The 12,977-nt window shown below is 71.2% G+C and carries 14 protein-coding genes; 7 read left to right on the forward strand and 7 right to left on the reverse strand.

All coding sequences use genetic code 11. The features are described 5' to 3' along the window. Positions 1-109: 109 nt before the first annotated feature. The 6 genes from F3J10_RS30590 to F3J10_RS30615 form a co-directional block, all read right to left on the reverse strand. A complete protein-coding gene (locus F3J10_RS30590) occupies positions 110-526 on the reverse strand; it encodes a hypothetical protein (RefSeq protein ID WP_167243675.1) in 417 nt (138 codons plus the stop codon). 8 nt (positions 527-534) lie between these two features. After that, positions 535-1,905 carry a sensor histidine kinase N-terminal domain-containing protein gene (locus F3J10_RS30595; RefSeq protein WP_025096936.1) on the reverse strand — a complete coding sequence of 457 codons (1,371 nt, stop codon included), beginning with the start codon at positions 1,903-1,905 and terminating at the stop codon, positions 535-537. Continuing rightward, positions 1,898-2,575 carry a response regulator gene (locus F3J10_RS30600; protein WP_025096935.1) on the reverse strand — a complete coding sequence of 226 codons (678 nt, stop codon included), beginning with the start codon at positions 2,573-2,575 and terminating at the stop codon, positions 1,898-1,900. The genes F3J10_RS30595 and F3J10_RS30600 overlap by 8 nt, the downstream gene beginning before the upstream one ends. 21 nt (positions 2,576-2,596) lie before the next feature. Beyond that, complete coding sequence (locus F3J10_RS30605) at positions 2,597-3,892, reverse strand: MFS transporter (protein WP_167234068.1); 1,296 nt, start codon at positions 3,890-3,892, stop codon at positions 2,597-2,599. Between the two features lie 123 nt (positions 3,893-4,015). Further along, positions 4,016-5,005, reverse strand: coding sequence for a quinone oxidoreductase (locus tag F3J10_RS30610; protein WP_167243676.1), 990 nt, complete (start codon positions 5,003-5,005; stop codon positions 4,016-4,018). A gap of 50 nt (positions 5,006-5,055) precedes the next feature. Next, positions 5,056-6,093, reverse strand: a complete 1,038-nt coding sequence (locus tag F3J10_RS30615; RefSeq protein ID WP_166916016.1) for an ABC transporter substrate-binding protein — start codon at positions 6,091-6,093, stop codon at positions 5,056-5,058. Between the two features lie 327 nt (positions 6,094-6,420). Between F3J10_RS30615 and F3J10_RS30620 the strand changes: the two genes are divergently transcribed. The 3 genes from F3J10_RS30620 to F3J10_RS30630 all read left to right on the forward strand — a co-directional run bounded on the left by F3J10_RS30620 (position 6,421) and on the right by F3J10_RS30630 (position 8,437). Continuing rightward, positions 6,421-6,822 (forward strand): DoxX family protein, encoded by a 402-nt coding sequence (locus F3J10_RS30620; RefSeq protein WP_025096931.1) that lies wholly within the window; start codon positions 6,421-6,423, stop codon positions 6,820-6,822. A 172-nt stretch (positions 6,823-6,994) separates the two neighbouring features. Beyond that, the gene (locus F3J10_RS30625; protein WP_167243677.1) at positions 6,995-7,849 is read left to right on the forward strand and encodes an AraC family transcriptional regulator; all 855 of its coding nucleotides are present in this window, start codon (positions 6,995-6,997) and stop codon (positions 7,847-7,849) included. A 60-nt stretch (positions 7,850-7,909) separates the two neighbouring features. Next, a complete protein-coding gene (locus F3J10_RS30630) occupies positions 7,910-8,437 on the forward strand; it encodes a GNAT family N-acetyltransferase (protein ID WP_167243678.1) in 528 nt (175 codons plus the stop codon). A 30-nt stretch (positions 8,438-8,467) separates the two neighbouring features. Here the strand turns inward: F3J10_RS30630 and F3J10_RS30635 are convergent, their stop codons facing one another. Beyond that, a complete protein-coding gene (locus tag F3J10_RS30635; protein ID WP_167243679.1) occupies positions 8,468-9,445 on the reverse strand; it encodes a LysR family transcriptional regulator in 978 nt (325 codons plus the stop codon). 164 nt (positions 9,446-9,609) lie between these two features. Between F3J10_RS30635 and F3J10_RS30640 the strand changes: the two genes are divergently transcribed. From F3J10_RS30640 to F3J10_RS30655, 4 genes are all read left to right on the forward strand, one after another. Beyond that, a complete protein-coding gene (locus F3J10_RS30640) occupies positions 9,610-10,134 on the forward strand; it encodes a heme-binding protein (RefSeq protein WP_167243680.1) in 525 nt (174 codons plus the stop codon). 215 nt (positions 10,135-10,349) lie between these two features. Further along, positions 10,350-11,045 carry an alpha/beta fold hydrolase gene (locus tag F3J10_RS30645; RefSeq protein ID WP_167243681.1) on the forward strand — a complete coding sequence of 232 codons (696 nt, stop codon included), beginning with the start codon at positions 10,350-10,352 and terminating at the stop codon, positions 11,043-11,045. Positions 11,046-11,191: 146 nt separating this feature from the next. Further along, positions 11,192-12,427, forward strand: a complete 1,236-nt coding sequence (locus F3J10_RS30650; RefSeq protein ID WP_167243682.1) for an MFS transporter — start codon at positions 11,192-11,194, stop codon at positions 12,425-12,427. A gap of 62 nt (positions 12,428-12,489) precedes the next feature. After that, positions 12,490-12,903, forward strand: a complete 414-nt coding sequence (locus F3J10_RS30655; protein ID WP_025096924.1) for a heme-binding protein — start codon at positions 12,490-12,492, stop codon at positions 12,901-12,903. The last annotated feature ends 74 nt before the right edge of the window (positions 12,904-12,977 follow it).

The following is a 12,977-nucleotide window of genomic DNA, read 5'->3' on the forward strand; positions in this document are numbered from 1 at the left end:
CTGAAGGCGTCGAGGGCGGGTCGGACGCGACCGGCCCGAGCTTGCCCGGTTTGCCGAGGCTCATGACGGAGACGGATATCGAAGGAAGCAGACGAGGAAGCGGCCGCGCCTAGACCAGGCGCCGGATCCGCAAGGAGCAGCGCGCGGGCGGCGGCCGGCGCGCGCGCAGGTTGCGCGGACAGGCACGTGCGGCGCGGCGCCCGACCAGCACGAAGGGCAGCAGCGCGGCGACGAACAGCAACAGCCCGAGGCCGGTCAGCCCTTGCGCGATCGCGACGACGGCGGCCGCCGCGCCGCCCAGGGCAAGCGAGCGCTGGCCGAGCGCGCGCTTACGGAACGAGGCGAATGCCGCCGACGCGGGCGGCCAGGAAGCGATGCGAGACATGACGACGATCTCCCGGAATCCAGCGGAGGATTCTGGTCGGATCGCCATCAAGGGCGCGTAAAGAATGAGGATCGGCGCGAACAGAGCGTATAAAGAGCGGCGCGGCGCGCGCGGAAAAACGCGGGTGCCGGAAGGCACCATCGGCCCGCTCAGGCGAGCGGAAACTCCGCCACCACCACCAGCCCGCGCCCGGGCTCGCCGTCCTCGAGCCGCAGCGTGGCGCGATGCGCGCGCGCGATCTCGCGCACGATCGCCAACCCCAGCCCGCTGCCCGGCTGCGGCGAGGCGCGGAAGAACGGCTCGAACACCTTCTCGCGCAGGGCGGGCTCGATGCCGGCGCCCTCGTCGCGCACGCGCAGGCGCACCGCGCCCGGCAGCGGTTCGAGCGAAACCGTCACGGTGCCGCCTTCCGGCGAATAGCGGATCGCGTTGTCCACCAGGTTGAACACCAACACCGATAGCAGCGGCTCATTGCCGGACACGGCCACTTTCCCTCCCTCGCCCCCCTCGCCCAGCGTCGCGACCAGCTCGACCCGGCGGCGCTGCGCCAGCAGCGCCAGTTGCTCGAGGGTGGCGGTCGCCACCTCGCGCAGGTCGACCTCGACGCCCGGGTATTGCGCGTAATCGGCGGCCTCGGCCTGGGCCAGCGTCAGCAGCTGGTTGGTCAGCGCGACCAGCGAGCGGTTGCTGCGGTCCATCGCCTTGAGCGTGTCCTGCACCTGGGCCGGATCGCTCTGCCGCCGCGCGTACTGCAACTGGGTGCCGAGCAGGGTGAGCGGGGTGCGCAACTGGTGCGCGGCATCGGCGACGAAGCGCCGCTGCATGGCGGTCTGCTTCTCGATGATCTCCAGGCACTGGTTGAAGGCGCTGACGATCGGCCGCAACTCGCTGCGCAGCGGCTCGAGCTGGATGCGCACCGAGGAGGTCAGCACGCGCTCGGGCATGCGCCGCGCGAGCCGCGCCAGCGGCCGCAGCTCGAGCGTGAGCCCGAGGCAGACCAGCACCACGGCGATCGTCAGGATGGCGGAGAAATAGAACATCTGCGGCCGCCACAGCGCCAGCACCAGCGCATCGCGCTCGTGCAGGGTGCGGCCCACCGAGATCACCACGCGCCGCGTGAAGCCGGCGTCGTACATCGGCCGGATCACCGACACGGCGCGCACCGGCTCGCCGTTCATCACCGCGTCGTACCACTTGGGCGACACGTCGGGCACGGTCTGCGGGAAGTCCGAGGTGCCGGCGATCATCGGCCCGTCCACCTCCTGCACGCGGAAGAACACCTGGTCCTCGCGCGCGGTGCTGAGGATCTCGATCGCGCTCGGCGAGATCGAGGCGCTCAGGTCCTTGCCGTCCCAGCCGACGTTGCCGGCCATCACGCGCGCGGCCGACAGCAGCACCTCGTCCTGCAGCAGGTTGGCGGTGCGCCAGGCATTGCTGCGCGTGATCAGCCCGGCCGCGACGATGAACACCGTCATCGGCAGCGCCAGCCACAGCAGCAGCCTGACGCGCAGGCTATTCATCGGCGGCGCCGTCCTCGAGCAGGTAGCCCAGCCCGCGCAGCGTGATGATGGTGGCGCTGCTGGCCTCCAGCTTCTTGCGCAGCCGCGACACGTAGATCTCGATCGCGTCCTCGCTGGTCGGCGCGTCGGCGGCGCTGACCGATTCGGCCAGGGTGGTCTTGGAGACGGTCTTCTTGGCGCGCAGGATCAGCGCCTCGAGCACCGCGTGCTCGCGCGGCGTGAGCACCAGCGGCGCGTCGTCGACGGCGAACTGCAGGCGGTCCATGTCGTAGACCAGGTTGCCGCAGCGCAGCCGGTTCGAGCGCGAGGGCGCCTGGCGCCGCGCCAGCACCTTGATGCGCGCCACCAGCTCGCGCGCGTCGAAGGGCTTGACGATGTAGTCGTCGGCGCCGGCGCCGAGGCAGACCACCTTCTCGTCCACCGCGCCGGTGGCCGTCAGGATCAGCACCGGGGTGGCGTCGCCGCGCTCGCGCATGCGGCGCAGCACGGTCTTGCCCGACATGCCCGGCAGGTTCAGGTCGAGCAGCACCACGTCGTAGGCGGAGGCGCGCAGCGCGTCCTCGGCGGCCTCGCCGCTCGACACGCGGTCGAGCATGAAGCCGTCGTCCGTCAGCGTCATCGCCAGCCAGTGCGCCAGCTCTTCATTGTCCTCGACGAGCAGCAGCCTCACGCCTTCTCCTTGTCACTCCGCTCACGCGAGCTTGTACTGCTCCCGGGCGCCCTTGGTCCGGTACAGCAGCAGCGTCGCAATCATGCCGCACACGGCGGCCACGCCCATCCAGGCGCCCGGCGCGGCCTTGTCGCCGGTGGCGTGGATCAGCCAGGTCGAGATCGCCGGCGTGAAGCCGCCGACCATGGTGGCCAGACTATAGGCCATCGAGAAGCCGGTGGTGCGCACCTTCACCGGCATCAGCTCGGTCAGGGCCACCACCATCGCGCCGTTGTACCACGCATAGAGCAGGGAGAGCCACAGCTCGACGGCCAGCAGCTTGCCGAACGAGGGGCCGGCCACCAGCCACTGCATGGCCGGATAGGCGGTGAACACGGTCAGCAGCGTGAAGGCGAGCATCACCGGGCGGCGGCCGAAGCGGTCCGACACGGCGCCCGAGATCGGCAGCCAGACGAAGTTCGAGACGCCCACGCAGGCCGTCACCAGCAGCGCGTCGAACGAGGACATCTTCAGCACCACCTTGCCGAAGGTCGGCGTGTAGGCGGTGATCAGGTAGAACGAGGTGGTGGTCATGATCACCAGGCCCATGCCGGCGAGGATCAGCCCGAAGTTGGCGAAGATCGCGCGGGTGATCTCGCCGATGCCCGGATGGTGCTTGCGCGCCACGAACTCGTCGGATTCCTGCAGGGTGCGGCGGATGTAGAACAGGAACGGCACGATCAGGCAGCCAATCACGAAGGGCACGCGCCAGCCCCAGCTGGTCATCTCCTGGGCCGGCACCACCGAGTTCAGCAGCACGCCGAGCGAGGCCGCGAACACCACCGCCACCTGCTGGCTGGCCGACTGCCAGGAGCAGTAGAAGCCGCGGTTGCCCTTGGTGGCGATCTCGGCCAGGTAGACCGACACGCCGCCGAGCTCGGCGCCGGCCGAGAAGCCCTGCAGCAGCCGCCCGAACAGCACGATGGCCGGCGCGACCAGGCCGATGGCGTGATAGCTCGGCACGAAGGCCACGCACATGGTGCCGATCGCCATCAGCGTGAGCGACAGGATCAGCCCCTTGCGGCGGCCGTGGCGGTCCATGTAGGCGCCCAGCACGATGGCGCCGATCGGGCGCATCAGGAAGCCCGCGCCGAACACCGAGAAGGCCAGCATCAGCGAGACGAATTCGTTGCCGGCCGGGAAGAAGGTGGCGGCGATGGCGGCCGCGTAGTAGCCGTAGACCGTGAAGTCGTACATCTCCAGGAAGTTGCCGCTGACCGCGCGGAACACCGAACGCGCCCTGGATTCGCGACGCTCGACGGGCATGACTGCTGACATGGTGGGGACTTCCTCGCGACTAGCGCATGGTGCCGCGGCGGCCCGGCGGGCTGCGGTTGCGGCGAAAAACGGTTGAAACGATTGAAACGGGACGACAAGGAAAACCCGCGGCGGGCGGCCGGCTCAGCCGATCCGCATCACCGCCTTGCCGAGCTGGCGACGCTCCTCGAGCGCCGCGTGGGCCAGCTCGACGTCGTCGAGCGTGTAGCGGCCGTTGATCTCGATCGAAAGAGCGCCCTCGGCCAGCGCGGCGAAGATCTCGTCGGCGCGGCGCTGCACGGTGTCGCCGTCGGCCAGGTGGTCGGCCAGGCGCGGGCGCGTCAGGAACAGCGAGCCGGCCTCGCCCAGTTCGTAGGGATCGAGATCGTCCAGCGAGCCGGCCACCGCGCCGTAGTTCACCACCAGCCCGCGCACGCGCGTGGCGCGGAAGCTGTCGCGCAGCGTCGGCCGGCCGACCGCGTCGAACACCACGTCCACGCCGCGGCCATCGGTCAGCTCGCGCACGCGCTCGGCGAAGCGGCCGTCCTCGTAGAGCATCACGTGGTGGGCGCCGTGCGCCTTCGCCACGGCGGCCTTCTCGGCATTGCTGGTGGTGGCGAACACGGTCGCGCCTCGGCGCCGCGCGAGCTGCACCAGCAACTGGCCGATCCCGCCCGAGGCCGCGTGGACCAGGCAGGTGCTGCCGGCGCGGATGTCGGCCACGTCGTCGAGCAGGTAGTGCGCGGTCGAGCCCTGGAAGATCGCGGCGGCGGCCAGGTCGAGCGAGATAGCATCGGGCACGTGCGCGAGGCGCGCGGCCGGCACCACCGCGTACTCGGCATAGGCGCCCCAGGCGATGCACCAGGCCACCCGCTGGCCCGGCTCGAAACCGCTCGCGCCGGGGCCGGCCCGCACCACCTCGCCCGCGCCTTCCATGCCGAGCGTGCAGGGGATCCGCACCGGGTAGGTCCGCGAATCGCGGTACTTGCCCTGGCGCGTGTGCACGTCCATGAAGTTGATGCCGGCATAGGCCAGCTTCACCAGCACCTCGCCGGGGCCCGGCTCCGGCACCGCCATCTCGACGCGCCGCAGGACCTCCGGTCCGCCGTACTGCTCGATACGAATCGCTTTCATGCTGCTTCTCATCCGCTTGCCTTCCGTCTTCGCGTCGACCCTTGCAGGCCTCAGTGGAAGACGTCCCGCTGCGTGCCGTCGACGAAGGAATTCGTATAGGTACGCGACAAGTCGACGTGCCGGGCCATCAGCCCGGTCCCGTTCGACACCAGAACCTTGAGCACCGTCTGCGGCGCATCCTCGGGCATGCGCCCGTCGCTCGAGAACGAGGGCTTGGCCAGCGCCAGCGCGCGCGTGTAGCCGGCGCGGTCGGCGCCGGTCACGCTGTCGGGCAGGATCGACACGACCTGCTCGGCGCTATGCGTATCGAGGTAGCGCAGCGCGCGCACCAGGGCCTGCACCAGGCGCTGGGTCTGGTCGCGATGCGCGAGCACCCAGCTGCGGCGCAGGTAGAGGCAAGCACCCACATAGGTGCCGCCGAGCTGGGCGCGCGTGCCCTCGACGCTGCGCAGGTCCACCAGCACGCGCGCGGCGCCGCTCGACAGCAGGCGCGTGGCGGTCGGCTCCTCGACCATGCCGGCGTCGATCGTGCCGTGTTCGAGCGCATCGACGAAACGCGTGTCCGAGGCGAGCGGCACCACCGTGTACTCGCCCGGCGCGATGCCGGCGCGGGTGCTCAGGTAGCGCGTCAGCACCCAGGTGGAGGCGCCGAAGCCGGTCACGCCGAGCCGGCGGCCGCGCGCCTCGTCAATCGACTGCATCGGCACGCCGCCGCGCGGCCGCGTGGTGGCCAACTCGGCCAGGCCCGCGGCGCGCACGAACACGATCACCGACAGCACGTCCTGGCCGCGGCTCTGCAGGTCGATGGTGTGATCGTAGAAACCGACCGCGCCGTGGATCGCCCCGGCGATCAGCTCGGTCGAGGTATCGATGCCGGCCGGCACCGACAGCACCCGCACCTCGAGCCCGGCATCGCGGAAATAACCGAGCTGCTCGGCCAGCACGGCGGGCAGGTAGATGATCTTCGACATCCCGCCCATCATCAGCTTGATGGGCTCCGCGCTCGCGCCGGCCGGCACCGCGGCGCACGCGAGGGCGAGCGCGCCGGGCAGCAGCAGGCGAACGAGGTTGCGGACCAGGGAATGCATGGGGATCTGTCTCCTTCTCGCGGCATGCGGGCCGCGCTTCGCGTCCGGTTCCTGAATGCGCCGGATCGTGGCGGGCAAGCCCGCGTCAACGGTGCCCAGTATAAAAATCCGACGCCTTCTGATTCCCTTCAGCGCTTGCGCAGTTTTCTCGGTATTTACCCTCGGCGCGGGTGGCGGCGGCTCCAACGGCCATTGGCCCGTTTCGCGGCAGAGTTTATGTCGTTCCATTCCATTTATCCCGTCAAGCAACGCTTTTACAGTCACGACATGCCCGCCGCCGTGCCTGTTCGTGCCGGCGGCACCTCGATGCCCGACCGGAACCCCGACATGATCGACACTCGCACCACCCCTTACGCCGCCCTGCTGCTGCGCCTCGCGCTCGGCCTGATGTTCATCGCGCACGGCCTGACCAAGCTGCTGGTGTTCACGCCGGCCGGCACCGCCCAGTTCTTCGCCTCGGTCGGCTTCCCGGGCTGGCTCGCCTGGCCCGTGATGCTGTTCGAGATCGTCGCCGGCCTGCTGCTGATCGCCGGCTGGCGCACGCGGCCGATCGCGGTGCTCGCAGCCCTCGAGTTGCTGGGCGCCGCTAGCGTGCACTTCGGCAATGGCTGGAGCTTCACCAATCCGCATGGCGGCTGGGAATACCCGGTGTTCCTGGCGGTGGCCGCCGCCGTGCTGGCCCTGATTGGCGACGGCGCGCATGCGCTGGGACGCGGCGCGGCGGCCTGAAGGCGGGAGCTTGCGGTGCGGCTGGCGGCCGGCCGTGCGCTGCCGGGGAAACCACCGCCAGGGCAGCCTGCACCCGGCCCGGCGCCGCGCTAGAATGCGCCGCAGCGCGTGGCGCCCGCCACGCGCCGCGGTCGGCATTGCCTCGCCGCCTCCTGTCCTGGTAACCCCGTCCATGCCCGACTCCGCCCGTCCCGATGCCTCGCGCGACCGTGTCCGCTACGGCCGGCTGCGTTCGGCCGGGGTCGAGCTGATGCAAACCCATTTCGAGCAACACCGCTTCGTCGCGCATGCGCACGACACCTGGGCGGTGGCCGCCGTGCAGCTCGGCACCAAGGACATCTCGGCGAGCGCGCGCCGCCCGGTGATCGTCGCGCCCGGCGAACTCTATGCGCTGCCGCCGCAAGCCGCGCACGCGGGCCGCTGCATCGACGGCGGCGCCAGCGAATACACCATGTTCTACATCCCCGATGCCGAATGGCGCGCGCGTTGCGCGATGCACGGCGTCGCGCCCGAGCTGCTGCTCAGGCCGCGTCGCCACCTCGGCGCGGCCGCGCAGTTCGCGGATTTCGCCGCGCGCCTGTTCACGCAGCCCGAGGCCGTCGCGAGCTGGGACGGGGAATGGTCACTGTTCTGCGAACGCGTGCTCAAGGCGCTCGGCGCCGGCCAGGTGACGGCGCCGCAAGCCGCGCCCGACGTGCCCGACGTGCGATTGCGCCGCGCCGCCGATTACCTGCGCAGCTTCCACGATCGCAACGTCTCGCTCGAACAGCTCGCACGCGAGGCCTCGCTGTCCGTGGCCGAGCTCGGCCGGCGCTTCACGGCGGCCTATGGCCTGAGCCCGCATCGTTATCAACTGGTGCTGCGCCTGGTCGAGGCCAAGCGCCGGCTGCTGGCGGGCGAGCCCTTGCCCGAGGTGGCGGCCGCCACCGGCTTCGCGGACCAGAGCCACATGGGCCGCCATTTCAAGGCGATGTTCGGCATGACGCCGGGCACCCTGGCCGCGCGGCGGCGCGCAGGAACGTTCTAGATCGCGAGGCCGCGCGGGCGCTAAGGTTCACGGCATTCTCCACCGTCGAACCAGGGCATCATGTCGTCTTCCGCCACACCGCTCCACCCCGCCGCGCCGCGCATCGTCGCCTTCGAACCCGCCCATGCCGAACCCGCCGTCGCGCTGATCCTGCATGTCCAGAACGTCGAGGGCGGAGTCGGCATCCCCATCGAGGACCAGCCCGACCTGCTCGACATCCCCGCTCACTACGCCGCGACCGGCGGCGGCTTCTGGGTCGCCCTCGATGAAGCCGACCGGGTGGTCGGCACCATCGCCCTGCAGTTGAAGGGCCGGGGCATCGCGGTGATGAAGAAGTTCTTCGTCACGGCCGACTGGCGCGGCGCCGATCGCGGCTGCGCCGCGCGCCTGTTCGGCACCCTGCTCGCGCATGCGCGGCAGGCCGGCGTCTCGACCATCGTGCTCGACACGCCCGCGGTCTCCACGCGCTCGCATGCCTTCTACCGGCGCGAGGGTTTCGTGCAGATCGCCGCCCACGACCTGCCCGTCAAATACGATTTCCCCGATCGCAACTCGCTGTTCTTCCGGCTCGATCTCCAGCCGCGCTGAGGCGAGGACGATTCGACGCGGCGCCGCGTATCAGCGGAGGCGCCGGCCCCGGCGCGCGGCCGGCGCCTCATGTGGCTCACGTGTTTCGCGTGGCTCGCGCATCCAGGCGTCCCACGAAGGCTCGTCGGCGAAGGACTGCTGCAGGAATTCGACGAAGCTGCGCACCTTGGCCGACAGATGCCGCCGGCTGGGATAGACGGCCAGCGCCTCGGCGGGCGGAATCTCCCAGTCGCGCAGCAGCGGCACCAGCGCGCCGCTGGCCAGGTCCTCGCCGACGATGAAGCTCGGTTCGAGGACGATGCCCTCGCCGTCGAGCGCCGCGATCCGCATCATGTCGCCGCTGTCGCAACGGAAGCTGCCCTTCACCGGCACCGACAGCTCGCCCTCGGCGCCGACGAACTGCCAGCGCTCGGCGTAGTCGTTGCTCAACTGGGTCAGGCAGTTGTGCGCGGCCAGTTCGCCGGGATGCTTCGGCATCCCGAACTTCTCCAGATAGGCCGGCGCGGCGCACACCACCAGCCGGATCGAGGCGAGCCGCTTGGCGACGTGATGTCCGGGCGGCGTGCGGCGCGTGATGCGCAGCGCGAGGTCGAAACCCTCGTCGATCAGGTCGGCGAGGCGGTCGGCCGCCGATATCTCCAGCTGCACGTCGGGGTAGCGCGCGCGGTAGCCCGACAGCAGCGGCGCGAGATGGCGCACGCCGAACGACAGCGGCACGCTCAGGCGCAGCCGTCCCGAGGGCAGGCGCATGCGCGCGCCGATCTCGGCCTCCGCCTCGTCGAGGTCGGCCAGCAACTGGCTGGCGCGCTCGAAATAGCGCCGGCCCTCGTCGGTCAGGCTCAGGCGGCGCGTGGTTCGCTGCAGCAGCCGCGTGCCCAGGTGCGTCTCGAGTTCGCCGACCAGACGCGAGGTCGAGGTGGTCGACAGCCCCAGCCGGTCGGCCGCGCGCACGAAGCTGCCGCTCTCGACCACGCGCACGAATGCCTGCATTGCCTGGATACGATCCATCGTTTCGCCTCATTGTCCCGAATTACGGGATGGAGTGTGACATGCGGCACGGTTTATCCCAAGCGGCGCCTGGCCGACCATGCGCAGGTGCCGGCGCATCACGCGCCCGCCTCGACCCGCCGATTGATCGGCCACGTTTTCACCTGCCACGTTCGGAACCCGCCATGCCCTTCCTGACCCGAGGCGCGAAACGCGCCATCCTCGTCGCGCTGCTGCCCGGCGCCGCGCTCTCGCCCGCCCTCGCGGCGGCGCAATCGCTCGCCGTCGAACCGGCGCTCACGCTCGCGCTGGCCCGCGAGGCCGCCGACACGGCGCTGGCCGCCGCGCAGGCGCGCGGCAACGCGGTGGTCGTGAGCATCGTCGACGCGGGCGGCCATCCGCTCTATCTCGAACGCGCCGACGCGGCGCCGGCCGGCATGGTCGACGCCTCGCTGGCCAAGGCGCGCACCGCCTCGGCCTATGGCTTTCCGAGCGCCGCGCTCGAAGCGGCGATCCGCCAGGGACGCAGCGCCTTCCTGGACCTGCCCGGCGCCCTGCCGCTCGAAGGCGGCTTGCCGGTGCTCGCGAACGGTCGCGTGATCGGCGCGATCGGCGTGGCGGGCGGCCAGCCGGAGGATGACGGCGCCGCGGCCAGGGCTGGCCTGGCCAGGCTGGTGCCGCCGGACGCGAAGTCATCCGGCATGCCTTGAGCCTTGAGCATCAAATCGCCTCCCGAATGCCGGAGCCGAAACCCCGGCCGCGAACCGCGAAGCCATGTCCCGCCAGCCGCATCGGCGGGCAGCGCTTGCGCACCGATGCCGCCCGCCTCGCGACCGGCATCGCCCGAACCCGCCACACTGATCTCGAGTCGAAGCGCCACCGCGCATTCGCGCCCGTTCATCTCCCCCGCAAGGAAACCATCCGCATGACCCATTTCGTCCTCGTCCACGGCGCCTGGCACGGCAGCTGGTGCTGGTCGCGCGTGCGCACGGCGCTACGCGCGCTCGGCCACTCGGTCTTCACGCCGACCCTGAGCGGCCTCGGCGAACGCTCGCACCTGCTCAGCCGCGAGACCGGCCTCGACACCCACATCGCCGATATCGAGAACCTGATCCGCTGGGAGGATCTGGACCAGGTGGTGCTGGTCGGCCATTCCTACGGCGGCTACGTGGTGCGTCACGTGGCGGACCGGTTGCCCGAGCGGCTGCGCCACGTGGTCTATCTCGACGCCTTCGTGGCCGACCACGGCCGGGCGCTGGTCAGCTACCTGCCCGACGGCGGCGAGAAATCGGCGGCCCGGGTGGCGGCCCACGACGGCTGGTCGCTGCCGCCCTTTCCCGGCGCCGCGCTGGCCGCCGACCCGGCCAACCACGCGCTGATCGACGCGAAAGCCACGCCCCATCCCTGGCGCAGCTTCACCACGCCCGCCTCGCTGACGGGCCGCGCCGACACGGTGGCGTCGAGCTACATCCTCGCCGCCGACAATCCGGCCCCGCATTTCGCGGCCACGGCCGAGACGGTGATCGCGCGCGGCTGGCCCTGCCACCGCCTGCGTGGCGGACACGACCTGATGCTCGACAATCCCGCTGAACTGAGCCACCTGCTCGCCAGCTTCGTCTAGACGGGGCCGCCCCGTATCGTGAATTTGACTCAATGCAACGTTGAGCCATATTCATTCATTTCAGCGCGTTTCGGCGCTACGATCCGCCGCTTGGGCCCCCGCCTCGCGCGAGGCAGGCCCCCTCCACTCGCCGAACCCGCTGCCCCATGTCCACCGCTTCCGCCATCGCCGACGGCCCGAGCCGCCCCGTCGTCGCGCCGCCCCCGGCGCAGACGCGCCGCGCCCTGTTCGCGCTCGGCGTGGGCGGCTTCGGCATCGGCACCGGCGAATTCGTGATCATGGGCCTGCTGCCCGACGCGGCGCGCGACCTGGCCATCACGATCCCGCAAGCCGGCCACCTGATCAGCATCTACGCGCTCGGCGTGGTGATCGGCGCGCCGCTGCTGGCGATCCTCGGCGCGCGCTGGCCGCGCCGCAGCCTGCTGGTCGGGCTGATGCTGGTATTCGCGCTCGGCAACCTCGCCAGCGCGATCGCGCCCGGCTTCGGTTCGATGGCGCTGGCGCGCCTGCTGACCGGCTTTCCGCACGGCACCTACTTCGGCGTGGCCGCGCTGGTCGCCGCCGGCCTGGTGCCGCGCGAGCGGCGCACCCAGGCGGTGGCGATGGTGCTGCTCGGCCTGACGCTGGCCACCCTGCTGGGCGTGCCGGTGGTGGCCGCGATCGGCCAATGGTTCGGCTGGCGCTGCGCGTTCGCGATCGTGGGCGGGATCGGCGCGCTGACGGCCCTGCTGGTCTGGGTGTGGGTGCCCTTCGTGCCGGGCGACGCGCAGGCCAGCCCGCTGCGCGAGCTGGGCGCGCTGCGCCGCCGGCAGGTGATCCTCACGCTCGGCATCGGCGCGATCGGCTCGGGCGGCCTGTTCTCGGTGTTCAGCTACGTGAAGCCGACCATGACCGAGCTGGCCCACCTGCCCGTCGCGCTGGTGCCGGCGGTGCTCGCGCTGTTCGGCTTCGGCATGGTGACCGGCAACCTGGCCGGCTCGCAGTTCGCCGACCGCGCGCTAGAAAAGACCATCCGCTGGACCCTGCTATGGGGCGCCGTGGTGATGGGCGCCTATACCTTCACGGCGCACAGCATGCTGCTGGGGCCCGTCAACGTGCTGCTGGTCGGCACCCTGGTGGCGCTGTCGGCGACGCTGCAGACGCGCCTGATGGACGTGGCCGGCGACGCGCAGACGCTGGCCGCCGCGCTCAACCACGCGGCCTTCAATATCGCCAATGCGCTGGGCGCCTGGCTCGGCGGCCTGACCATCTCGGCGGGGCTCGGCTGGTCCTCGACCGGCTGGGTAGGCGCGCTGCTCGCGCTGGCCGGCATCGCGGTGCATGGCTGGGCGCTCGCCGACCAGCGGCGGCGGCCGGCGCCGCAGCCCGCCCCCCGGCACTGACCCGCCAGCCCCTGACCATCACCGCCGCCCGAACCGATTCCTACGTCATCCGAACCATCGCCATGCTGCCACTCGATCACGCCAACGCCCTCATCGCCGCCGCGACGCACCACGCCCGCGAACACGGCCTGCCGCCCGTCTCGGTGACGGTGGTCGACGCGACCGCCTACCCGGTCGCCTTCGCGCGCATGGACGATTGCTTCCTCGGCGCGATCGACGTGGCCTACCGCAAGGCCCGCACCGCGGCGCTGTTCCGCGCCGACAGCGTCGAGGTGGGTGCGAACTTCCAGCCCGGCGGCCCCGCCTACGCGCTCGAGAACACCAATGGCGGCCTGATCGGCTTCGGCGGCGGCGTGCTGCTGCGCGACGCGCAGGGCCGCGTGCTCGGCGCGATCGGCGTATCGGGCGCGAGCGCCGAGCAGGACCAGGCGATCGCCGAGGCCGCCGCGCGCTCGCTCGCGGCGCTCGCGTCATGAAGCCCGCCGCGGCCTGCCCCTCCCGCCCGCCCTGCGCGGCCGAGCGCGATCGCCACGGCGATCCGGCGCCGGCA

This window comes from Burkholderia sp. Cy-637 (assembly GCF_011753175.1).
Lineage (GTDB): Bacteria > Pseudomonadota > Gammaproteobacteria > Burkholderiales > Burkholderiaceae > Burkholderia > Burkholderia gladioli.